Source organism: Pedobacter sp. BAL39 (genome assembly GCF_000170795.1).
Taxonomy (GTDB): Bacteria; Bacteroidota; Bacteroidia; order Sphingobacteriales; family Sphingobacteriaceae; genus Pedobacter.
The window spans coordinates 216814-239584 of sequence record NZ_ABCM01000003.1; the positions used below are offsets into that span (position 1 = coordinate 216814).

25 protein-coding genes are annotated in these 22771 nt (G+C 40.7%); 10 read left to right on the forward strand and 15 right to left on the reverse strand.

Annotated elements, in window-relative coordinates:
* Positions 1 to 24: 24 nt before the first annotated feature.
* Complete coding sequence (locus PBAL39_RS05375; protein WP_008239099.1) at positions 25 to 1347, reverse strand: TIGR00341 family protein; 1323 nt, start codon at positions 1345 to 1347, stop codon at positions 25 to 27.
* 153 nt (positions 1348 to 1500) lie between these two features.
* On the opposite strand from PBAL39_RS05375, the gene PBAL39_RS24535 reads away from it, so the two are divergent.
* A complete protein-coding gene (locus PBAL39_RS24535; protein ID WP_008239111.1) occupies positions 1501 to 2217 on the forward strand; it encodes a PRC-barrel domain-containing protein in 717 nt (238 codons plus the stop codon).
* 2 nt (positions 2218 to 2219) lie between these two features.
* On the opposite strand, the gene arsB is transcribed toward PBAL39_RS24535, so the two are convergent.
* The 3 genes from arsB to PBAL39_RS24540 form a co-directional block, all read right to left on the reverse strand.
* A complete protein-coding gene (gene arsB / locus PBAL39_RS05385; RefSeq protein WP_008239113.1) occupies positions 2220 to 3290 on the reverse strand; it encodes an ACR3 family arsenite efflux transporter in 1071 nt (356 codons plus the stop codon).
* 3 nt (positions 3291 to 3293) lie between these two features.
* The gene (locus tag PBAL39_RS05390) at positions 3294 to 3713 is read right to left on the reverse strand and encodes an arsenate reductase ArsC (protein WP_039866109.1); all 420 of its coding nucleotides are present in this window, start codon (positions 3711 to 3713) and stop codon (positions 3294 to 3296) included.
* A 154-nt stretch (positions 3714 to 3867) separates the two neighbouring features.
* The gene (locus PBAL39_RS24540; protein WP_008239118.1) at positions 3868 to 4272 is read right to left on the reverse strand and encodes a hypothetical protein; all 405 of its coding nucleotides are present in this window, start codon (positions 4270 to 4272) and stop codon (positions 3868 to 3870) included.
* A gap of 107 nt (positions 4273 to 4379) precedes the next feature.
* Here PBAL39_RS24540 and PBAL39_RS05400 point away from each other — a divergent pair, with 107 nt between their 5' ends.
* From PBAL39_RS05400 to PBAL39_RS05425, 6 genes are all read left to right on the forward strand, one after another.
* The gene (locus PBAL39_RS05400; RefSeq protein WP_008239120.1) at positions 4380 to 4763 is read left to right on the forward strand and encodes a hypothetical protein; all 384 of its coding nucleotides are present in this window, start codon (positions 4380 to 4382) and stop codon (positions 4761 to 4763) included.
* A 163-nt stretch (positions 4764 to 4926) separates the two neighbouring features.
* Entirely contained in the window at positions 4927 to 5712 is a 786-nt protein-coding gene (locus PBAL39_RS05405; RefSeq protein ID WP_008239121.1) for an MbnP family protein, read from the forward strand.
* An 89-nt stretch (positions 5713 to 5801) separates the two neighbouring features.
* Positions 5802 to 6803, forward strand: a complete 1002-nt coding sequence (locus PBAL39_RS05410; protein WP_232282900.1) for a cytochrome-c peroxidase — start codon at positions 5802 to 5804, stop codon at positions 6801 to 6803.
* Between the two features lie 4 nt (positions 6804 to 6807).
* Positions 6808 to 7662 (forward strand): MbnP family protein, encoded by an 855-nt coding sequence (locus tag PBAL39_RS05415; RefSeq protein ID WP_008239126.1) that lies wholly within the window; start codon positions 6808 to 6810, stop codon positions 7660 to 7662.
* Positions 7662 to 8714, forward strand: coding sequence for a cytochrome-c peroxidase (locus PBAL39_RS05420; protein WP_008239127.1), 1053 nt, complete (start codon positions 7662 to 7664; stop codon positions 8712 to 8714). The genes PBAL39_RS05415 and PBAL39_RS05420 overlap by 1 nt, the downstream gene beginning before the upstream one ends.
* A 2-nt stretch (positions 8715 to 8716) precedes the next feature.
* Complete coding sequence (locus PBAL39_RS05425) at positions 8717 to 9640, forward strand: transporter (RefSeq protein WP_008239128.1); 924 nt, start codon at positions 8717 to 8719, stop codon at positions 9638 to 9640.
* A 275-nt stretch (positions 9641 to 9915) separates the two neighbouring features.
* Here the strand turns inward: PBAL39_RS05425 and PBAL39_RS05430 are convergent, their stop codons facing one another.
* From PBAL39_RS05430 to PBAL39_RS05445, 4 genes are all read right to left on the reverse strand, one after another.
* The gene (locus PBAL39_RS05430; RefSeq protein WP_232282901.1) at positions 9916 to 10767 is read right to left on the reverse strand and encodes an AraC family transcriptional regulator; all 852 of its coding nucleotides are present in this window, start codon (positions 10765 to 10767) and stop codon (positions 9916 to 9918) included.
* A gap of 105 nt (positions 10768 to 10872) precedes the next feature.
* Positions 10873 to 12057, reverse strand: coding sequence for a 4-hydroxybenzoate 3-monooxygenase (locus PBAL39_RS05435; protein ID WP_008239130.1), 1185 nt, complete (start codon positions 12055 to 12057; stop codon positions 10873 to 10875).
* A 428-nt stretch (positions 12058 to 12485) separates the two neighbouring features.
* Complete coding sequence (locus PBAL39_RS05440; RefSeq protein WP_008239131.1) at positions 12486 to 12950, reverse strand: helix-turn-helix transcriptional regulator; 465 nt, start codon at positions 12948 to 12950, stop codon at positions 12486 to 12488.
* Positions 12951 to 13172: 222 nt separating this feature from the next.
* Positions 13173 to 13517, reverse strand: coding sequence for an EthD domain-containing protein (locus tag PBAL39_RS05445; RefSeq protein ID WP_008239132.1), 345 nt, complete (start codon positions 13515 to 13517; stop codon positions 13173 to 13175).
* A 100-nt stretch (positions 13518 to 13617) separates the two neighbouring features.
* Here PBAL39_RS05445 and PBAL39_RS05450 point away from each other — a divergent pair, with 100 nt between their 5' ends.
* Positions 13618 to 13971 (forward strand): helix-turn-helix domain-containing protein, encoded by a 354-nt coding sequence (locus tag PBAL39_RS05450; protein ID WP_008239133.1) that lies wholly within the window; start codon positions 13618 to 13620, stop codon positions 13969 to 13971.
* Between the two features lie 41 nt (positions 13972 to 14012).
* On the opposite strand, the gene PBAL39_RS05455 is transcribed toward PBAL39_RS05450, so the two are convergent.
* Both PBAL39_RS05455 and PBAL39_RS05460 read right to left on the reverse strand, forming a co-directional pair.
* Positions 14013 to 14924 (reverse strand): AraC family transcriptional regulator, encoded by a 912-nt coding sequence (locus PBAL39_RS05455; RefSeq protein ID WP_008239134.1) that lies wholly within the window; start codon positions 14922 to 14924, stop codon positions 14013 to 14015.
* A gap of 24 nt (positions 14925 to 14948) precedes the next feature.
* Positions 14949 to 15917, reverse strand: coding sequence for an SDR family oxidoreductase (locus PBAL39_RS05460; RefSeq protein WP_008239135.1), 969 nt, complete (start codon positions 15915 to 15917; stop codon positions 14949 to 14951).
* Between the two features lie 165 nt (positions 15918 to 16082).
* On the opposite strand from PBAL39_RS05460, the gene PBAL39_RS05465 reads away from it, so the two are divergent.
* Positions 16083 to 16754, forward strand: coding sequence for a hypothetical protein (locus PBAL39_RS05465; protein WP_157273910.1), 672 nt, complete (start codon positions 16083 to 16085; stop codon positions 16752 to 16754).
* A 62-nt stretch (positions 16755 to 16816) separates the two neighbouring features.
* On the opposite strand, the gene PBAL39_RS05470 is transcribed toward PBAL39_RS05465, so the two are convergent.
* Positions 16817 to 17227, reverse strand: a complete 411-nt coding sequence (locus PBAL39_RS05470) for a nuclear transport factor 2 family protein (protein ID WP_008239140.1) — start codon at positions 17225 to 17227, stop codon at positions 16817 to 16819.
* Positions 17228 to 17411: 184 nt separating this feature from the next.
* Entirely contained in the window at positions 17412 to 18380 is a 969-nt protein-coding gene (locus PBAL39_RS05475) for an alpha/beta fold hydrolase (protein ID WP_008239142.1), read from the reverse strand.
* A gap of 80 nt (positions 18381 to 18460) precedes the next feature.
* Between PBAL39_RS05475 and PBAL39_RS05480 the strand changes: the two genes are divergently transcribed.
* Positions 18461 to 19327 (forward strand): LysR family transcriptional regulator, encoded by an 867-nt coding sequence (locus tag PBAL39_RS05480; protein WP_008239150.1) that lies wholly within the window; start codon positions 18461 to 18463, stop codon positions 19325 to 19327.
* A 6-nt stretch (positions 19328 to 19333) separates the two neighbouring features.
* Here PBAL39_RS05480 and PBAL39_RS05485 read toward each other — a convergent pair whose 3' ends face one another.
* From PBAL39_RS05485 to PBAL39_RS05495, 3 genes are all read right to left on the reverse strand, one after another.
* The gene (locus tag PBAL39_RS05485; RefSeq protein ID WP_083801702.1) at positions 19334 to 20329 is read right to left on the reverse strand and encodes a S41 family peptidase; all 996 of its coding nucleotides are present in this window, start codon (positions 20327 to 20329) and stop codon (positions 19334 to 19336) included.
* 464 nt (positions 20330 to 20793) lie between these two features.
* Positions 20794 to 21585 carry a hypothetical protein gene (locus PBAL39_RS05490; RefSeq protein ID WP_008239154.1) on the reverse strand — a complete coding sequence of 264 codons (792 nt, stop codon included), beginning with the start codon at positions 21583 to 21585 and terminating at the stop codon, positions 20794 to 20796.
* Positions 21586 to 21837: 252 nt separating this feature from the next.
* A complete protein-coding gene (locus tag PBAL39_RS05495) occupies positions 21838 to 22758 on the reverse strand; it encodes an AraC family transcriptional regulator (protein WP_008239158.1) in 921 nt (306 codons plus the stop codon).
* Positions 22759 to 22771: the final 13 nt, after the last annotated feature.

Consider the following 22771-nt stretch of genomic DNA (forward strand, 5'->3'; position numbering starts at 1 on the left):
ATTTTTACGATTTCAAATTTATAGCTACTGTTCAATCAATAGCTTTAGAGAGTCAGATCCCAGCCGTGTTTTAAGCCAGCGTTGAAGCCTGGTACGCTCAGTGCTGGAAATACTGTTATTGAAACTCATCAGCGCTAGCGTAACAGTATCCCTTCTTGAAGTATCCAGACGTTTAACCTCAACATGATTGATGCTATAGGCAGATAAATCAGGATATAACGACCTGAGCTCATTCTTAAGATCGGGGATTGGCTTGTCGATCGATTGATAGGTGGTGCTTTTGCGGGCAGTAGAGTCTTTATTATATACAGCCTCCAGTATGCTGGCTTTGATCTGGGAAAAATCTAACTCGTTTTTAGCATTCAGCCCTTGTCGGATAGTTAGTTTGGTATGGTTAAGTTTATATGCCGGCATCTTTTTTTTCAAACTGTCAATTTGTTGAGGTGTAAGTTCGTAACCAAGTAAAAGCAGGTCAATTTCATTTCCGTTGCGGCTATACTTGTAATTTCTTGTGATGACCTGGGTATTAGTATAGCGCAGTTCCTTATCAATAAAATCACGTGCATTGTTTTCAAAAATGCTGCGGTCTACGATCCGGTAGGCTAAATAAACACTTGGGGCGGCCGTAATCAGCACCAGGATTAATATATAGCGGCGAACCCGTTTTTCATAAGCTTTATCTTCAAACTCCCGTTTATGAAAGTTCAGGTACCGCACTATTAAGTAAGTCGCCACACAGATGAAAATGCTATTGATAAAATAAAGATATATTGCCCCAATAAAAAAATAGAGATTTCCAGAGGCCAGCCCATAACCTGCCGTACATAACGGAGGCATCAAAGCGGTTGCTATAGCTACGCCCGGAATGGTGTTCGTTTTTTCTTTCCTCGTGGCTGCAATGATGCCGGCAAGCCCTCCAAACCCGGCTATAAATACGTCCCATATGGAGGGTGAGGTACGGGCTAACAATTCCGACGATGCATCATGCAATGGTGTAATCCAAAAATAAAGTGTAGAGGCGATGATGCTAATAACCGTGGCAATAGCTAAGTTTCGGGCTGCCTTTTTTACGAGTTCAAAATCATTGATTCCAATGCCAAGGCCGAGGCCCATAATTGGCCCCATTAACGGAGAAATGAGCATCGCACCGATGATTACGGCGGTGGAGTTTACATTTAGTCCGATTGAAGCGATAAAAATGGCAAAGATTAGTGTCCAGAGATTTGCGCCCTTAAATTCTACATTCTTCCTGATCGATTCTATGGTGTCAATCTCGTCAGCATTGTCCTCATGAAGGCTAAAACGGTAGCGTAAAAAACGCTTAACGGCTAAGTAAATCTCGTTCATTTTGCAAGATACCAAATTGTGCTTTAAATGCAGTTCCGGACTTCAGTTCCTCGTTTCCGTTTTAACAAATTTCTTTTGAAGGGGCCAAGCTGCCACGTGTCGTGTTAAAATGATGGATCGGTTGTTGATGGAATTCAATTAAAAGCCATTATTATGCAGATTCACGCCCAACGTCTTCTTGAATTCTCACTCGATGCCAAAGATGGAGAAATTGGTAAAATTAAGGACATCTACTTCGATGATCATACTTGGGAACTTCGCTACTTCATAGTGGAAACGGGAAGCTGGCTTTTTCAACGCAAGGTATTAATATCTCCTGACGCTGTAGATAGTGAGGCGAAAATCAGCTCGAATGTACTTCCGGTTAATCTTACTAAGGATCAGGTCGAACATAGCCCTAATATTGATACTGACATGCCAGTTTCCCGTCAGATGGAATCCAGTCTGTTTGACTATTACTCATGGCCATTATTTGGCAGGGCTGGAATGGGATATCCAACAACTGGCATGCTAAAAGGAGCTACAGCCTTCGCAAATAAGGTTGAGCGTGAGCCAGACTTTGATCCTCATCTCAGAAGTTTCAAGCACATTGCTCAGTATGAAGTTTGGAACGCTCAGGGACGTGTAGGTTTGGCTAAGGACTTCATCATTAACACCTCTGATTGGAAAATTTCTTTTCTGCTGCTAGACGACGCCTCAACGTCTGACAGGGAAAGGGTTGTAGTTGCTGCTGAATGCATCATCTCTGTCGACTGGGATACCTACAAGGTGAAGATCTCTTTGAAAAATGATGAGATACAATCTGCCTTGAGAATCAATCCTCAAGGCTTTTTCGCTGAGGACAGCGATCGCCTGCCTCCATTTAAATAGTTCTAGGTAGTAACTGGGTAATATTTCTTTCTAAACCAGAAGGCAAGGTTTACCAGTGCAATCAATGCAGGAACTTCTACAAGCGGGCCAATCACACCAGCAAAGGCCTGACCCGAGTTGATGCCAAAAATACCGATTGCAACTGCAATGGCGAGTTCAAAGTTGTTACCTGTAGCAGTAAAAGCAATGGACGTACTTCTCGAATAGTCCGCTCCAAAGTATTTACCGGCAAAAAAGCTGATCACAAACATAATGGCGAAGTAGATCACCAAGGGCATCGCAATGCGAACCACATCCATAGGTATCTGTACGATCAGGCTACCTTTTAGGCTGAACATAACGACGATGGTAAATAACAGTGCGATCAATGTAAGGGGCGAAATAAATGATACAAACTTGTTCTCGAACCAATCTGCTCCTTTAAAACTGATCAAGGCATACCTGCTGATGATTCCCAGTAAAAAGGGTAGACCCAGGTATATGCCGACACTTTTAGCGATCTCTCCAATAGTGATATTTACCTCGATGCTTTTCAAACCAAAAAATGGGGGCAATACAGTGATGAAAACGTAGGCAAACACACTGTAAAGCAGTACCTGGAAAATGCTGTTCAGTGCAATCAACCCGGCAGCATACTCGCGGTTTCCTTCTGCCAGTTCATTCCAAACCACTACCATTGCAATACAACGGGCAAGGCCGATCAGGATGAGACCGACCATGTATTCCGGATCATCTCTCAAAAATGTGATCGACAGAAAGAACATCAACAGTGGGCCAATAACCCAATTAAGGACCAGAGAGACGCTAAGTACCTTGGTGTCTTTAAATACTTCGCCCATCTTTTCATACTTCACTTTGGCGAGTGGTGGATACATCATCAGGATCAGACCGATAGCTAAGGGGATGTTGGTGGTACCGGAAGAGAAGGAGTTGATAAAGCTGGAAGATGATGGGATGAAATAGCCGATTCCTACCCCGATGGCCATGGCAATAAAAATCCATAGTGTTAAGTAACGATCAAGAAAACCAAGTTTCTTTCTTTCTGCTACTGGGGCGCAGTTGTTTGCACTCATTACCTAAGGTTTAATATGCTGGTTCACAAAATCTGATGCATAAGCTTTAATCATGTCCCTCACTTTGACGAATTCCCTGATTACTTCTTCCGGGCTGCCGGTAGCTTTTGCGGGATCAGGGAAATTATAATGGAAACGTTCCACTTTTCCAGGAAAGAAAGGGCAGGCTTCATTTGCATTGTCGCAAACAGTAATCACCGCATCAAAGTTAATTTGTGCATATTCATCCACATGGTTTGAGGTGTGTCCGGAGATGTCGATGTGATCATCTGCCATTACCTGAATGGCCTTCGGATTAACTCCATGGGTTTCTATGCCGGCACTATAAATTTCTGCACGGTCACCTGCAAAATGTCTTAAATAACCTTCTGCCAATTGGCTTCGGCAACTGTTTCCTGTGCACAGTACTAATACTTTTTTCATCTTTTTTAGTTTTTAATCGGCAGGCTATTCCTTTGGCGCCAAACGCAAGATGGAACTCGTACTGCTTTATATTGCAATATTACGATAATAGGAATAAGCTACCAAATATTAATCGTAAAATAACGATAGAGCTGGGGAATATGAAAATTTATGATCAGGGTTTGGCGCGGGATCTTACAAAGGTCTGTTTATCCCACGCTGACCCGACTCCTATTCCAACAGGCTTAGTCAGGTAAATCAGCTTGCCGTCTTGTGATAGGATCTCACTATAGGGTGCGTGATGTTCGGTGTCTTCAGGCATGACTAGTTTTCCATCCTTCAGGAAAGCCTTATAGACATCACCGCTTTCCTTTTTTTGAAATTTGCTTGTCCAATCCATGATGGTGGCGTAACCATCTTCGAATGATATTTCCAGGTGCCTGGTCGTTTTTTTGTCTACCCATGTTCCTATGAAGCGCTTGTTAACATGCTCTGCTGCGGGAGCGGATTGAGCCCGGCTATATTGATTGGCCAGCAGCAAAGCGAATAGGATAGGGATAGATCTTATATATGTTGTCATCTGTGGCAGTTTTATGAGTAAGTTTTTAATGACGACAAATTTTAATCCAGAGTGCTGACCAGGTGATCTTTTGACATGTTACTTATTTGAGCTACATTTGCGGCCAAATGATCAATCGACTAATTGCCATAACTTTGCTTGTAGCATTGATAAGTGCCAACTTATCCCGATTTGTCGTTTATGCCGAATTTAAAGCTAATCAGCAATACATAGCTGCTGCACTTTGCGAGAACAGGGATAAGCCAGAAATGCATTGTGATGGTAAGTGTTACCTGATGAAGAAGTTAAAAGAGGCAGAAGATAAAGAAAAGAAGCAGGAGCAGGCCAGTCAAAAAAAAGGTGCGCAGGATGTATTTATCATAACCAGTCCTATGCAAATTTCATTTGTCACTTTTCTTTCAAAAAAGAAAAGGCCAGTGCCTCATTTGTTTCAGCTTCCTGAAATCAGTTCCGATATTCTTCATCCACCGCCTGCCGGAATATTTTCCTAAATACAAGTTTTTTATTGCAGTAGAATCAGGGAACTCATTAATCAGTTAATGAAGAATTTTACCTTGATGTAATTCGCTGCGCAATTACTCACAAAATAAATTTTAGGCCGTACAACTTGCCTAGTGCATGTAGTAGGCTAAGCTTAATTTAAAATTTGCATAAATGAAAAGATTATTTTCTATCATACTCGTATCCATTATATTAATCACCTCTTGCTCAAAAGATGACGATAAGATCTCGCAACTTGAAACCGAAGGGAAAGCAACGGTGACTTTTGACGCAGCTTTCGGTACACAAGATTTTGCATTGAACAAAGATTTTACTTCAGGCACAAAAACCTTCAACTTTACCAAGTTCAGGTATTGGGTAAGCGGTGTTGCGCTTGTCAATTCTAAAGGGGAAGAGTATAAAATCCCTGGTTCTTACTTCCTATTGGAGGAAACGGGCAGTGTGGCTGTTCAGGATGGCGCTTTTACTTATCCTGCTACAAAACGCGAAAGCATTGAATTGAAAGGTGTTCCAGTAGATGACTACAAGACGATCAAATTTTCTATTGGTGTGGACAGCAAATACAATGATAACCTAAGCCTTCAAACGGGAGAGTTATCTCAATTAAACGGGATGACAAATGTATCCTGGATGTGGATGACCAGCTATATTTTCAGCGCTATCGGGGGAAAAGTAACACAAGCAGGCACGGCGCAAAATCTGCTTATTGAAACTGGCTTAAATTCCAACTACAAATCAGTAGTGCTGGATTTTCCGTCAGTCTTACATATCAGCTCCACAAAAGACAGCAAGATCGTATTAAAAGCTGATGTCGAAAAGGCTATTGATGGTGTGGATGTAGTTGCCAACCCGGTTGTTGGTGCTTCAAAAGCTGCGATCATGACGGCAGTTGCGACCAATTACAGTACGAAAGTATTTACTGTATCCTCTGTAAACTAATACAAATGATGGGTAAGTGCGCCGTTTTGCGTATTGCCATTTTCATACTTTTAATGTCAACGGTTGCTTCTTGTAAAAAAGAGGCATCATTGGAAGATAAAACCCTGGAACCTCGTGCTGCAAGGCTGGAGGTTCCGGGAAACTTCCCCGTGGTAAAGGAGGAAATCGACAATCCGCTAACGTTGGAAGGAATTGAGCTGGGCAGAAAACTGTTCTATGATGTCAGGCTGTCTGGCAGCAATAGAATTTCCTGTGCCTCTTGTCACCGTCAGGATTTGGCATTTACAGATGGTATCCCCCTGAGCAATATTGGCGAATCCGGTAAAAGGCTGGACAGACATGCTCCTGCTTTATTTAATCTGGCATGGGCGGAAGGTGGCCTGTTTTGGGACGGTGGTTCTAAAAATTTGGAATCACAGGCATTCGGGCCACTGACCAGCGAGGATGAAATGCACCAGGATTTGTATGTTTTAGAAAATGAACTGAAACAGGTGCCCGAATACCTGCGGCAATTTAAATTGGTGTTTGGTGAAGATGTCAAATCTGCAAATGTGGTTAGGGTTTTGGCGCAATTTCAGCGTACACTCATCTCCGGGAATTCAAAATACGACAAGTACAGAAGAGGCGAGTCAGGCATAATGCTAAGTGACATTGAACTACTTGGAATGAACCTGGTAGCGGCCAAATGCAAAGGCTGTCATACCGGAGAACTCTTCACGGATAATGGTTATCATAACAATGGCATCGATGATACTTTTAGTGAGGAACATGAGGGTGTTTTTCAAGGTCGGTTCCGCGTAAGTTTCGATCCCTTGGATATCGGCAAATTCAAAACACCGTCCTTAAGAAACGTGATGCTGACCGCTCCTTATATGCATGATGGCAGGCTTAAGACGATAGATGAGGTCTTGGATCATTACCAGTCAGGGATACAGCTGTCCCCGAGTACAGATATCCTGCTATTTCAAAACCGCGGACAAGTGGGCATTCCTATGAATGCAAATGAAAAAGCGGCCATTAAAGCATTTCTGGCCAGCTTAACTGACAATGACTTTATAAACAATAAAAAAATTAGTAATCCTAATCTTTAAAATAATGAAAAGAATAGAAAGAATTTTAAAAGTGATATCCCTAATCAGTATCCTACTGATGGTGACATCCTGTGCTAAAAACAATGATGTAACACCTGAATTTCAGGAAACTAACCTGGCACCGCTTTCGGTTGAGTTTGATAATATCGTTGGAGAAAGGACGCTCTCCATAAACAATACCGGAAGCCCGTATAAAAATCTGGCAGGTGAAGCTTTTACCATTTCCAGGCTTCAGTATTTTATCAGCAATATCAAGGTAACGACAGCTGAGGGCAATACCTATACCGTAAACCCGGATAGTAGTTATTTTCTCATCAAAGGAGACGACAAGGCCACAAGATTTGCAAAGGTAAAAGTGCCAGAGGGTGATTACACTAACCTGACTTTCACTTTAGGGGTAGATAGTTTGCGCAGTACCATGCCTATCGACAAACGAACAGGCGTACTTGATCCTGCTGCGGGGGGCGGCCATGAAGATGGCGGAATGTACTGGGGATGGAACAGTGGTTACATCTTTTTTAAATTCGAAGGCAACTCCAATGTAATATCAGATGATGTGAATGGAGACCCGACAGGAAAGAAGCAGTTCAAATACCATATTGGCTTTTTTGGTGGCTACAGCGCGCCTACCTTGAATAACATTAAGGTGATCAATGTTGATTTAAGAACAGCCGGAATAGCCAAAGTCAGGAAAGACCGTCAAAGCAATATCCATCTTTTTGTAGATGTGATGAAAGTGTTCAATGGGACAAATGCGTTTAAAATCGCCGACAAACCGAATGTGATGTTCGATGATTTTACTGCTAAAATTGCGGCGAACTTCCTTCAAATGTTCAAACATGACCATACAGAAAATTGATGAGCATGAATAAGAAACACTGGATCGTATTGTTTGCTTTCGGACTTTTTATTTATGCGTGTAAGAAAGACCATCCGGTCAAAGAAGAAATAGAAAGCTGGCTGGGCTTTGTAAAACCCGTTAATTTTCCTGACCCGGAATATAAATTTGCAAATAACCCGATCACTAAAGAAGGTTTTGAGTTGGGCCGGGCGTTGTTTTATGAGCCACGCCTGTCCCGCAATAACACCATCACCTGCGGTTCCTGCCATATCCAATCCTCTGCCTTTACCCAACATGGTCATGATGTGAGCCATGGTATTGACGATCGTTTGGGCACACGCAACTCTCCACCTATCATGAACCTCGCATGGAACAAAGCTTTTATGTGGGGAGGTGGCGTGTATGATCTTGATCTCCAGCCCATCGTACCCATTACCACACATGAGGAGATGGACGAAAACCTGGAGAATGTACTCAACAAATTAAGGGCACTTCCAAAATATACCGGGTTGTTCAAAAATGCGTTCGGATCAGAGGAGATCAGCACAGCAAAGTTTATGAAAGCACTGTCTCAGTTCATGCTTATGTGTGTGAGTAGTAATTCGAAATATGACAAGGTCATGCGTAAAGAAGCCGGGATGTCATTTACCGCTGATGAACAGGAAGGTTATACCTTATTCAAGCAAAAATGCGCTTCCTGCCATTCTGAGCCCCTTTTTACCGATGGGTCGTTCCGGAACAATGGTCTTGGTATTAGTCCGATCAATGATCAGGGGCTCTATGCAGCTACCTTAAAAGAGACTGACAAATACAAATTTAAAGTTCCTTCACTGCGCAACCTGCAATATACTGCGCCATTTATGCATGACGGCAGGTTCTTAAGTCTTGCTGGTGTCTTGGAACATTACCATTCGGAAGTTCAGGATACTCCAAACTTGGACCCTGTGTTAAAACAGGGCAATAGAATTGGAATCGCATTGACGCAAAATGATAAAGTCAAGCTAACTGCGTTTTTAGCAACGCTCAATGATACTGACTTCATCAATAATAAACTCTTATCAGAACAATAGATATGAAAAAAACTATTTTAACCTTGTTATTGATCCTGTTTACCCTTACTGCAACCAAAGCCTGTGACATTTGCGGATGTGGTGTGGGAAGCTATTATTTGGGGATTTTGCCCGAATATAATAAACGTTTTATAGGGCTTCGCTACCAGCATAAAACATTGCTGACCCATTTGGGACCCTTCGGTGAACGTACTCCACTAACAGCACATGAAACTTATCAAAGTGCAGAGATTTGGGGTGGATGGAATATGGGTAGTCGTTTCAGGGTACTTGCATTTGTACCGTATAACTTCAATGAACGGACAAGCCAGGATGCCTCCGGAACAAAAAATGGCTTAGGAGATATCGCACTGATGGGCTATTATAAGTTGTTCGATCACAACGGAACCTTAGGTGAAAGGCTATTGGTGCAATCTTTATGGATAGGTGGCGGTATTAAATTACCTACTGGAAAATATGAACCATCTGAAAGACTGGCGGTGCAGGAATCACCCAATAATTTTCAATTGGGAACGGCAAGTACTGATTTTACCATCAATGCAGCTTATGATATTCGGTGGAATGATTTGGGATTAAATGCAAATGTCAATTACAAAATCAACACCGAGAATACATATCAGTACCGCTATGGTAATAAATTCACTTCCAATGTACTGGTTTACCACAAATTTAGGGTCGCTAATCGGCTTACTGTCGCGCCAAATATTGGTGTACTTTATGAAACTGCCGATAAGGATGTAGAAAATAAAAAGTATGATGTGGCGGTTTCTGGTGGTTACTCGCTATCTGCTGTGGCTGGCCTGGAAGTTTCTATGAAAGGTTTGTCGTTCGGAGCCAATTACCAGAATGTTCGTGCTCAGGACCTGGCCGGTGGAAGGGCTAATGCCGGAAACAGGGTCATGGTACACATGTCCTTACCATTTTAATTTCAAACAAAATGAGAAAATATAGTTATTGCTAAAGCAAGTAAAACAAGTCCTGATATGACATAAATATGGAATGCTCAGGAAGGTCACTAATTGTCAGCTTACATAAATTTATATAAGTAGTGATCAGTCAGGTTCATTATTTACAATTAAGGCAACTCAGCTCAGATGCCTTAATTGTAAATATTGTCCTGTTTTACTTCTGATCTTTAGTGATAAACAAAACCGTGAATTTTCACCGTTTATCGAGAAACAAGCCAATATTATTTTTGGAATTAGTTAGTAGCTTTTTTCCTAAATGCTCCAGGTGAAATGCCAATCACTTTTTTAAATAGGCGATTAAAATATTTTTCATCCTCAAATCCTAGTGCATTACCTATTTCCTTGACAGAAAGGCTGGAATAGTGTAATAGCCTTTGCCCTTCCCGCATCATTTCCTGTTGAATATAGTAGCTGACAGAAAAACCAGTAACTGCTTTAACAGTATCATTAAGATAGCTAGTTGTCACATTCATCTTTTCCGCAAACTCAGATGGCCTTCTGATTGTTTTGAGGTTATTACGTAGCGCTTGTTTGAATGCTTTAGTAATTTCTATACTTCTCGCGGAATGTCTAATTAGGTTGAAGCGTTCCATGGATAGGTAGATTGAGGCGAGCTGATAGATAAGCGCAGTAACCATTGATTGGGTAATGGCTTGACGAAACATATGGTGTGGGTCATTATAAATGGCAAACAGGTTATCAATAAAGATGCATAGGCCAGCAGATTGCTCAGGAGATAAAGGCGTAAGTATAATTTCTGATAAACATTGATCCAGGATGTTTTTAAGCTGTTCATCTAGCATAGATGGATCAAAGGCTAAAAACCAGCCTTGTTCCGCTCGTGCTGAATTAATTTGATGTATCTGACCTGGATAGGAAAGAAAAAGGGTTTGATCAATGAGTCGAACTTTTTTAAAATCAACTTCCATTTCTATGCTTCCTTTATCTACCAGCACACAATAGTAGAAATCGTGCCGATGGGGCTGGGAGATTTTATACCCCTGCCCGGCTGAATGCTCGATGCCAAAAGGTTTTAGATAGACGCCTGAAAACCAATCGTCCATGCGGTGAACCGGTATTTTCATAGTTTTACTCATTACATTAAAGGTCGACATAAATAATAAATAAATCTTCTATGAAGCGCTTAAAGTGGTGGACACGTCACATGTCCACCTAACTATGTACAGATTTTAATTTAAACCCTGTTGATATTCATTATGGAGCTTTGCTGCTGTTGGAGAGCTGAATAAATTATCTAGACGCGCGCGCGCAGTCATCTGTCGAAAGGTTCCGTTTTGGTTAGGATCTCCAGCATCATGCATCATATCTGTCATCCATGCCGCAAAATCCTGATAGTTCCAGATGTGAGGCAATACGGTGTCAGAGTAATTTGCAAGCCCATCAGTATTATGGTCGCGCACCGCATTCACAAGTGCCTGCGAAAGAATATCTACATCGTACAGCGCAAGGTTCATTCCCTTTGCACTTGTAGGTGGTACAAGATGTGCGGCATCACCTACAAGAAATAGGTTGTGGTATTGCATTGGCGCATGAACTACAGATCGTAATGGAACGAAAAACTTATCATGGATTACCGCATTCTGAACAGTCTGATCATTCAACCGCAGACGGATCTCGTCCCAAACCCTTTCGTCTGGCCAATCCTGGGCATTATCGCTCAATGCACACTGCAGATAGTAACGACTTTTAAAAGGGCCACGAGGTAATTGCGCAACACAGCCGTAGTTACTTACGCCCATAATAGGATGCCCCGTAACAGGTGCTTCAACAAGCGCAGCCAACCAGGCATAACCGAATTCATGGGTATACTTTGTTAAAATGCCATCCGGGATAGATGCCCGGCTCACCCCAAGGTCGGCATCACAGCCGGCGATATAGTCGCAGACAATTTCATGCGTGCCGGTTTCATCTGTATAATTTATGTGTGGTTGTTGACCTTCTTCGTTGTGGATTGCGACATCTTTAACATTCCAGCGAACATCACCGTTCATGTTGTCAAGAAGTTCCCTCATCAGGTTTCCTACAAGCATTTGCTGAGTACAAAAACGGCTCCCGCTTCCGTCATCTCCGGCAAGTTCGAAAATACGATCTGAGCCGTTTAGGCGGTAATTTATTGTGCCCGCGACAGGGCCTGCAAGAAGCTTGTCTGCCAATTCCCATTGCTCGAACATGCGAACCGCACGGGCATCAACAACGCCGGCACGCTGCCGCATTTCAATGTATGCACGATCACGTCTTTCTAGCACAATGCAAGGTATTCCTGATTTTTGTAGGAAAGTAGCGAGCGTTAACCCCGATACACCTGCCCCTATAATTGCAACTGTAGTTTTCATGTTTTTTTTATCTGTTTCCATATTGTCTGGTCTTAATCTTTTTTGATTTACATGATTACCATGTATTTTTAAACCATTACAAAGGTCACTGATATAAGTAGGCGATTAGTTAACAATTCACGGCTTTACTTGGACTATTCACTGATGCTAAATGCTATGGGAGCAAATTCAATCTATGAAGGCATTATAATTAGGGTAGATGTAAAATATCACTATTCCCTCATTATTTAATAAGTTTCACTGATGTAGGACTTAAAGATATTAAAGTTTCCAAAAGTCGACTAGTTTGATCCTGCCTGAAATTTGCTTTTCCCCAAGATTCTCATAAACCCACTAAATTCTCGGGTACTAAAAATTTTCCTATATGGGAATTTAAAAAATTATTCGTAAAACCAAAGGTGTAAAGAGTATGCTAGCCGATGTGGGTACCAAATTGTAACCAAAGTAAATTATGTGTTTGACAAGTAGTAATAGAACATGGCTTTGACGATCTGGCTCATGTTACGTTTTCCTGTCACCCAGTCGGAGATGCTTTCTCTGTTTATTCCGGTATCAAAGGCAATTTGCTTGATCCTGATTCCTTTTTCATTCATTTTTTGATCCAGCCACGCTGGAGTAACTGCGCTGGCTGGTGACGGGCGAAAGGTTACTGGCAGGATGACCAGCTCGGATTGAGGCAGAAACTTCGTAAAAAGCTCCTGAGTCCTTTTAATCAGTGTAGCTTCGGTCGCATAGTTTCCTGATTTGTTTTCTTCCTGCCTGCATTCAATCTCTATGACATGTTCATCAGCATATTTTATCGTGAAAGTGATGCTAGACTCTCTTAGGTGTCTTTCCGCTCCCTTGTTCATTTTGCTGATGTCTTCTGCGGAGATCTGCTGGGTCAATTTGTCTATACCGATGATTGTGCTCATTTTTCAATTTTAGGAAATAACAGCGGTTAAAGCAATTTGGTTTGAGATATCGCTGGCCCAACCATCTACATTCCCCATGGGGCCGTCTGATCTAAGAAGCAGTACTTTCTGGTGTACAGCCCCTTAACCAATTCCTTGGTCATTTAGCTGAATGGATCAATATGATTCAATAATACCCATCTAACTCTTGAGTTAGATGGATATTATTGATTAAGTTATTAGTTATGCACCAGCTTTAACGACTGTTTCATTGTTTGCCATCGCAATATAGTTGGAGGTATCAAAGAAATTCGGTTCATCGGGATGAACTTTTGTTAAATAGTTTTCTGAACTGAAGAAGGTGTTGAAATCCTCAAACGAGTCAAAAGAGATTTCCACGACAGCGTCGTATATGGGCTTAGGAAAACCTTCAGCAACGATAGGGTGGTTAACTACATATTTTCTAACATAAAGTTCTGTTTCAGGGATGGAACAGAATAAGGGAGCATGTTTATTTTTGTGGTAATCCACAAATTCATCAAGGCTCATGCCGGGTAGTTTTTGTACTAAAAATGTAAATTTGATCATTGTCTTTTTATAATTTGAACCAAAATTATTTCATTACTTACCCCATAGCAAGTACGCACAAAGTTGTGCGTATTTGCTATGACAGTTGATTGACCAAGCGATGTACAAAAAGAAAATCCCTATTAGAACTGAATGCGGCCTGCACATATTTAAGGAACTTTTAAATGGCAAGTGGAAGCTGATGCTGATCTACTATATTTCAGAGCAAATAAAAAGACCAGGAGCATTGCAAAAGAAAATAGCTGTGGACAGGCGGGTAATGAACAAGCAATTGGATGAATTGGTACAACATGGATTTGTAGATAAATTGTCTTTCGATACTAAAATCCCTAAAGTTGAATATCAGCTGACCCCTCTGGGAATTAGTCTGTTACCGATCATAAAAGATTTGGAGCAATGGGGCGAAAAGAATAGAGCTGTGTTCGAGGCAGCGCTTATTGAAACCTTATCGTAATCGTCTAAATCAATCGATACAGAAGCATTTGCCCGATAAGACTAATTAAATGTAGCTCTGTATTCTACAGGTGTCTGAGCGGTTTTCTTTTTGAATAAATTGCTGAATGATTGCGAATATTCAAACCCCAATTGGTACGCGATTTCACTTATAGAAAGTTCTGTTGTGGTTAGGATGACTTTCGCCTGTTCTATTAGCTTATTATGGATGATTTGCTGTGTTGTCTGGCCGGTGAGCTGTTTAAGGCAGTCACTCAAATACTTGGATGATAAGTTTAGTTCTCTGGCCAGGTAAGCAGCAGTTGGCAATCCCCTGGCATTGTTGACTTCGAACCAACTATTCAGCAAGTATTCGATTCTATTCAGCATTTGGCTGTGATTAATTTTTCTGGTATTGAACTGCCTGTTGTAGTATCGGTTACAATAGGACAGCAACACATCAAGATGGGCAATAATCACGTCCTGGCTGAAATTGTCTATCGGTAAGTGGTATTCACGTTCTATCTGTTCAAAAATGCTTTCAATAGATCTTTGTTCATCGTCCGAAAGTATCAATGCTTCGGTTATCTCGTAATCGAAAAAGCCAAGTTTACTGATCTTTTGTCCTAATGGATGAGTTCTTAAAAAATCGGGATGAATCGATAACTGCCATCCTGATGTCGCTGGTTTAAAATCCTCGTCTATGATATAGATCTGTTTAGGCGAAAAGCACGAAATGACTCCTTCATCAAAGTCAAAAATGGTATGTCCGTACTGAATTTTGCAGGGACACTCTTTTTTCAAGGTGATCTGGTAAAAATCGGACATCAGCCTAACCCTTTGTTCGTTTTTAAACACAGGGAAGTCTTCAAAGCGGAAGATACTGAAAAGCGGATGCCTCGGTTTTGCAATTCCGATGCCATGATGCAATTTCGAAATGGTATCAAAATGGATGGTGGGGATTTGATCGCTCATATCATGTGGAGTTGGTAATCAAATTTACGCATTAACCTTTATCTTTTTGCGGTATGACCTGGCGAACATTCGCGTGATTACAGGATTTGGTATAAGCGCGACAAGGGCTGCGGCCATCCGGTTCATCGTTCCTGACACTGCAACCTGCTTGTTTTTATCCAAAGCCTTCATTACCTCAGCCGCTACCTCTTCGGGTGTTTGTGTCGGTGCATTTTGATAATCTGAACTGAGCCCCTTGCCGATCTCATTGTCAATCCCTGCCGCACTATTGAAGTTAGTTTTTGTCAAACCAGGGCAAAATAGTGTTACCTGTATATTATAGGGAGCACACTCTTGTGTGATGGCTTGAGTAAATGACCGCACAAATGCTTTACTGGCAGCATAAATAGCCATGTAGGGGATGGGTATAAAAGCGGCCATAGAAGCGACGTTCACAATGGTACCGTTCTTCCGCTTTTGCATTTGGGGTAGGAACAGATGCGTAAGCGACACCAGCGATGAGACGTTCAACTGGATTAAATCCAACTCTGATTTTAAACTAAGGGTTGAAAACTCTCCACCAGAACCGATGCCGGCATTATTGACCAGCATAGTCACATTCAACCCGCGGTTTTGTGTTTCATCAAATACCTGTTGAGCCATATCAATTTTTGATAGGTCAGCGGCGATAAAGCCAGCACTGATCCCAAAATCTTTTTCAAGTTTTATGCACTGTTCTTTAAGTTTCTGCGCATTGCGGGCAACCAGTAACAGGTTATGCTTTCTTTGTGCCAGCTGGTTTACAATAGCTTCTCCAATTCCCCCGGATGCACCGGTGATTAATATTACGTCCATCATGTTAGTTCTTGCTAATGGTACAAAGGTGGCTAATATGATTTCTTCCGAAGTATGCTGAAGTCGGTAAATTGTGTTCAGATGTCCGTTCAAATATAAGCGATGCGCTTCGCTCAACCTTTCATATCCTTCACTCATTACAGTCCTTCCTTCAATCATTGTCTTAAAATTCCAGCAAGAAGGTTACTAAGTTTGATTGAGCATTTGCAACTGTAACAATTCAAATCAATTCAAGATACAAATACATCAATATGAAAAACCAGTGCCTGCAAAGTCAAAGAACCAAAGGAGCTAATGAAATAGCTATTTAATAAAAAAACCGATATGAAAACATTGAGAATAACTTCGCTTCTATTATTGCTTGTAAGCTTTATGGCATGCAAAAAGGATAACGTTACGCCGGAGCCGGCAGAAGAACCTTTTGATATTAAACAATATGTTTTAGTAACAAGAAATGCAAATAGTAGTGGGTGGGTAACCGATATTCAACTGAGGACTTTCGAAGCTCAGGGAAAGTGCATCATATTTGCTGAGCTCGGGATTATTCCCGACGATGGTTTTACCTATAGCTATGACAACGGTGTCTTGAAATTATATTATGGTCCAGGACTAAAAAATGAACTGAAGATCGAAAACAATATGATCACATCAGCAACAGAAAATGTAGCGGGAAGATCCTATAAACTGATAAAAAAAACTACCGACAATCCGCTAAATGGAAATACCTACTCTGGTGGATGGAAATCTGAAGGAAGTTTAGTGATTTCTGTTGCTAGTTTGAAATTCACTGATACCCAGTACAGTGAAGCTTCAATTAATTTACCTCTGCCGAACAAGACCTATGAGTTATTTAAAAATATAGCTGCATATAAAAAGGATGTAACCAACAATGTATATACCCTTTGGCTGTTATCGGATGGGAAATTGGAGGGCTATAGAAGCACCTACAGCAACAATACCAAACATAGGGTAACTGGGACTTTTACTAAACGATAACTACCGAACGAATAGAACATTTAAAGCCCGCCTGATGATGAAGGTGGGCCTTTTGGCAAATTTTACAGAATTCTATCTTTTTCATCAATGGCCAGATCATTGATGCTTGCGAACCGTTTCTCCATTAGTCCGCATTTATCAAATTCCCAAAGCTCATTCCCAAAGCTGCGGAACCATTGCCCCTGATGGTCATGCCATTCATATTCAAAGCGCACTGCTATACGGTTGTCAGTAAATGCCCAAAGCTCTTTTTTAAGCTTGTAGTCAAGTTCTTTCTCCCATTTGTTTGCTAAAAATACTTTGACTTCTTCACGGCCCGAGATAAATTCCGACCGATTGCGCCATTCTGTATTAAGGGTATAAGCCATGCATACTACTTCAGGGTTGCGGCTGTTCCATGCGCGCTCTGCAAGCATCACTTTCGTCATCGCGGAATCGTAGTTAAACGGTGGTACTGGGTTTTTAATTTCCATTAGTTCATTTGATTTATTTGTTATTTAGAAAAGCTCGGCTTATGCCGGGCTTGCTTTGATCAGTTTAATTCCGATTACTCAAGACGCTCTACCACCCTGATTAAATTACAGGTGACCATCCTTTTCAACCTGCCAACTCTACGTACAAAGACTTCACATTCAGGCAGTATTACAGCTGAAAATATTATTTCGGAAGGGTGGAGAGAAAGTTCAGTATTTCATTTCCTATCTCCTTTACATGGGTTTCTAAAGCAAAGTGGCCAGTATCATAAAAATTTACTGTTGCGTTAGGAATATCTTTTTTATAGGCCTCAGCACCGGCTGGAAGAAAAAATGGATCTTTATTTCCCCACACAGCAAGCAATTTTGGTTTATAGGTTCTAAAATACTTTTGAAACGATGGATACAGATCAACATTTGTTTTATAGTCTTTCAACAGGTCAAGCTGAATTTCTGCAGATTCTGGTCTATCTAGAAAATGCTGATCCAAAATGTAAGCTTCGGGGGCTACAAGCGATGAATCGGTAACACCAGTAAAATACTGGAATTCTGTTCCCTCCTTGCTATAGAAAGACCTTAGCGCATCTCTATTTTCCTGGGTGTTATTTTCCCAATATTTCTGAATTGGATTCCATCCCGTACTCAATCCTTCTACATAGGCGTTGCCATTCTGCGAAATAATTCCCGTAATTTTCTCTGGATTCGCAAGTGCCAGACGAAATCCGGTTGGCGCACCATAGTCGAATACATAAATTGCAAACCTTTTTAAACCTAATTCATCTATAAAACCTTGCATTGTTTTGGCCAGATTTTCAAAAGTATAGGCATAAGTTGTACGGTCTGGCAAATCCGTATTTCCAAATCCAGGAAGATCAGGGGCTATAACGTGATATTTTTCGTTTAACATCGGTATCAGATTGCGGAACATATGTGATGATGTTGGGTAACCATGCAATAATAATAGGGTAGGTGCTCCCTCTGGACCTGACTCTCTATAAAATACGCCAAGTCCGTTTACATTTACTTTGCGGTGATGTACAGCCCCAACTTCTAAAGCAGGACTTGTTTTAACTGTCGTTGATTGTGCCATAATTTGTGTGCTCCCTAATAAGCCAGTCAGGATGATCGTGAAGGCTATCTTTAATTTTTTCATTTTTTTTATTCAAAAGTAAACCTGATATTTAATCATTCAAAATGATTTATAATGATTACATGTATCTCAATTAAAGATTTATGAACACCAATGATCTTAATTTATTTGAAGCAGTTGCGCACCATGGCAGTTTTACAAAGGCTGCCGAGGCCATGTTCACAGTTCAATCAAATGTAACTACCCGTATAAAAAATCTGGAAGAGGAGTTTGGCGCATTGCTTTTTACCAGAAACAACCGCAAGGTGGAATTAACTCCGGAAGGCGAAAAACTTATTCGCTATGCCAAGCAAATCAACCATATTTTGGATGAGGCAAAAAGGTCGCTTGGTAAAAGTGACATCGTAAAGGGCCAGATTAAAATTGGATTCCTGGAAACCATGATGACCCTGAAAGGGCCTGAACTTGTTAATGAACTGGCCTCTAAATTCCCTTTTGTTGACCTGGATTTTAGATCCGCGATGAGAGCCAGCTTAATCAGTGATGTGTTGAATTATAAACTGGATGCAGCATTTATCCCTGCTCCTCTGGACGTTCCTGAGCTGGAACAAATTAAAATAAAGGATGAACAGGTCGTAATTGTTGCTCCGGCAGATTGTGAAAACCTGGATATGCTACTTAAAAAAAATCCGCTTAAAACAATAGTTTTCGATCAAGGCTGCGTATTTAGAGCTAAACTTGACTCCTGGCTTGTAAGCAAAGGTATTGCCCAATATCATAAAACAGTAATGAACTCCATTGAAGGCGTTGTAAATTTCATTGAATCCGGGATCGGATTTAGTGTTATGCCAGAAGAAATCATAAGTACGTTCTATGGCAATAGAAAGCTAAAAACATTCCCTCTGCCAAAGGAGTTGGGCCTTATGACAACGATTTTGGTCTACAGAAAAGATGTGCCACTTTCCCCTGCTTTAAAAGCCTTTATCAGCATCAGACGTGCCGCCACCTGAGTCTTATTAAAGATGTTTGTGGTTTTCATATAGGTCACTTTCAGACAGAATATATTTCACTGTTTCAGCTATTCTATCTTTAGATGTCAGCTCAATGTTTGGTTTTACTCCAATACCCTCTATGGAAAGACCATCCTTTGTCTTTATTTGACAGGTTGGGATGAACATGTAAAAACTTTTGTCAGATTCGCTTAAACCAAAAATACTCCAGCGCCCGGGATTTCCAGCTCCAGCACTGGTTTGTCCCAATACCTTCCCGCGTTTAGTTTCTTTTATAGTCAATGCGAAATATTCAGCGGCAGAGGCAGTTTGAGGTGATGTAAGGATGTATAGCGGCACGTTATGAAAACTCTTAAAATCACTATTGTTATAGATTGGTTCACTGGGTTGCCAATCTGATTCAGTCCTGCATTTTTTTAGTAAAAGTTTTTGATAATCATTAGATGCATAAAGAATGGAGTTAAGATATGCACCGCTTTGTGAACCACCACCAGGATTTTCCGTTATGTCTATTATTAATGCAGAGCATCCCTCCAGATAGTTAAGTGCTCCCCTAATCCTATTCGTAGCATTTTCACCGTCAACACATAAATCCCACTTTAAATAACCTATATGTTTATTTAATATTTTAATCTCACTAATTCCCGCACCCACGTTTCCCGCTTCATCCTTTTTCCGTTGAGCTTGTTCTTTATTGTCGAGAACCAATAAATCAAAATGTTTGTCATTAGTTTCAGCCCTTAACATCTTAGTAATTTCAGCAGCCGCATTTTTGAGAGAAGAGGTATCCAATAAATGCTTCGTCAACATCTCATCAAGTTTAGCAATTAAAATTTTTCCTTTGGCTATATCGAAGTATTTCTCACTAATTTGACTTTGTAACTCAGCCACCATATAATTCATGTTCCGCGTATTCGAAAATTTAGCTTTCGTTTCCCCTTGGGCAAAGATTGATGATGTAGAGGTTAAAATTAACATTATGATTAAAGGAAGTTTTTTCATAAGTAAGTTGATCTGAGTAAATGGTAAGTCAGTTTATTTGACAAACATGTTTGATCTAAATTTATAGATGCATGGTATGGGAACACAGTAGAAGATAAAAATGGGTTTGAGGCGTTTCATATAGCCAATATAATCATATATTATAGATGATTAAGATTAATTTTGGGCCTTCTGGGATTTAGTTTGTTGCTAATAATAAACGATCTGGAGCCGAAGGGGGTACAGTCAAAAAATCTGCTGCCAATTTTAACATACTTAGATAGTATGAGTTTATATCTTTAACTACCTGATAATAAGTATTTTATTCTGTGTTTTTTACTGCTTAATAGTTTATAGTCCTCTCAAATATTCAGGGGGTTTTGATATTAACAAAATCGAAGATCCGATGGTAGACACTGTCAGCTTGCCGCTGGACTTTGGAATGCACGAACAGTATATAATATATGTGTGAGCTTAGCGGAGTTTTATTCGCAACTTACGTTACCGGTTTCGTCCGTAATCTTCAATATCCGGTCATAACTAATGCCGAAAGGCCCCTTGCGAACCTGAAGCACAAGAGTTGAACCTGCTGGCGGATCGGGAGAGGTTGAGCAGGTATGTGACTCCACTGGCTGCGTTTTTGCAGCGGCATAGACCCAGAATTTTTCTTTGGATCTGTCTAATTCGATTTTCCAATAGCGGTGGTAGAAATATTTACCTCGAATACTGCCACTGCCTGTTACCTTAGCTGTTATGGTCTGGTTATCCTTTGCCATCACGTAACCAGTACACACCAATACCTGGTAGGGCACGTACATAGTTATTAAGGATAAGCCAACTATTCCAATCAGTAGCCATGCTTTGTTCCATCCGTTCAAAGCCTTCCACTCATAGGCGGCATTCCTGGGATTTGGGTTTTTCTTGTTCTTAAAAAGCCAGGTGAAGTTCCGATCGGTTATGTATACAACCCAAAATATCGCCGCCAGGTATATTACCAAGCAGGAGGCGATCAGCAGGTAGTTTTTGTTCCATACCAACTGGGATGCCCAGAGTGCATCGTTTGCGGTGAAGAAGGTGAAAAAATAGATGCCTGGTGCGACAAACAGACTGAGTTTTTTTTTAAAGAGGATATCATAAACAATTAGCAGCAGAAAAAGCCACCATATGCTGAGTACGATTTCGGAGAGCGGCAGCACCGATTCTGAAATTAAACGTAATCTCGCAGGTTCAAAAATATCGCTGTGGAACTTGAAGCTTCCCGCTATGATGAATAGCATGGTTATAGCGGATTTGATAAGTGTGTTAAATCTGGCGTTTTTCAAAGCTGAAGTGGTTTTCCAGAGCAGTAACAATCCTGGAGCAGGGGAAGTTTTTGGAAAAAATTGGTCATCTATAAATTCGGATCTAGCTATGCTAATATGATCTTTCACCTGCACCGAACACACATGGCAGTCCAAAATAAAATAAGCACGTATTTCTTGATTTTAATAATGCTAAAAAATCGAACATAAAGCGATTGATCATTAAATTTAATTGAAGGAGGCCCTGAACTCAACGGGAGTAAGATCGGTCTTGCTTTTAAATAATTTGCTAAACGACTGGGGGTACTCGAATCCCAGTTCAAAAGCAATTTCGCCTATGGTAAGCGTAGTCGTCGAAAGTTTTTCTTTTGCTTTTTCAATGAGCTTTTCGTGAATGTGTTGCTGGGTATTTTGACCGGTATGCGTTTTCAAAATTCCACTCAGATAGTTGGGAGAACAATTGAGAAGTCCGGCAATATACTGTACGGTCGGCAATCCTTTATCGATCATATTTCCATCATTAAAATAGTCGTCAAGAATTTTTTCCAGTTTATCCAGAATTTGACTTCCGGATATTTTACGGGTAAGAAACTGACGCATATAAAACCGATTTGAATAGTTGAGGAATGATTCAATTTGAGAGATCATGATAGACTCACTGAATTTATCGATATGTGCATGATATTCCTGCTCAATATTTTTGACAAAACTTTTTAGGACAATTTGTTCTTTTTCAGAAACAAAAAGAGCTTCATTTATTGCATAGTTGAAAAACTCATATTTTCTGATGGTTTTGGCTAACGGATTTCCCCACAGGAAGTCCGGATGAATGAGCAACATAGTTCCTGTGCTCTTGAAGTCATCATTCGCTTTAAACGAAAATACTTGATTAGGGGATATAAAGAATAATATGCCATCATCGAAATCATACTTTTGCTGCCCATAGCCGTACTGTACATCTCCGGCCTCCACCCTTTTGAGGGAAATCATATAAAAATCAAAGACTACCCTGATCGTTTCGTCACTTCTGTAAGGTGTTATTTCGGCTAGGTTTACCACACTAATCATAGGATGTTCCGGATTGCCGATACCTAGTATTTTGTGGTATTCCTTTATTGTTTTTATTCTGTAGGGCTGCTGCCGATTCATTACGGGTAATTTA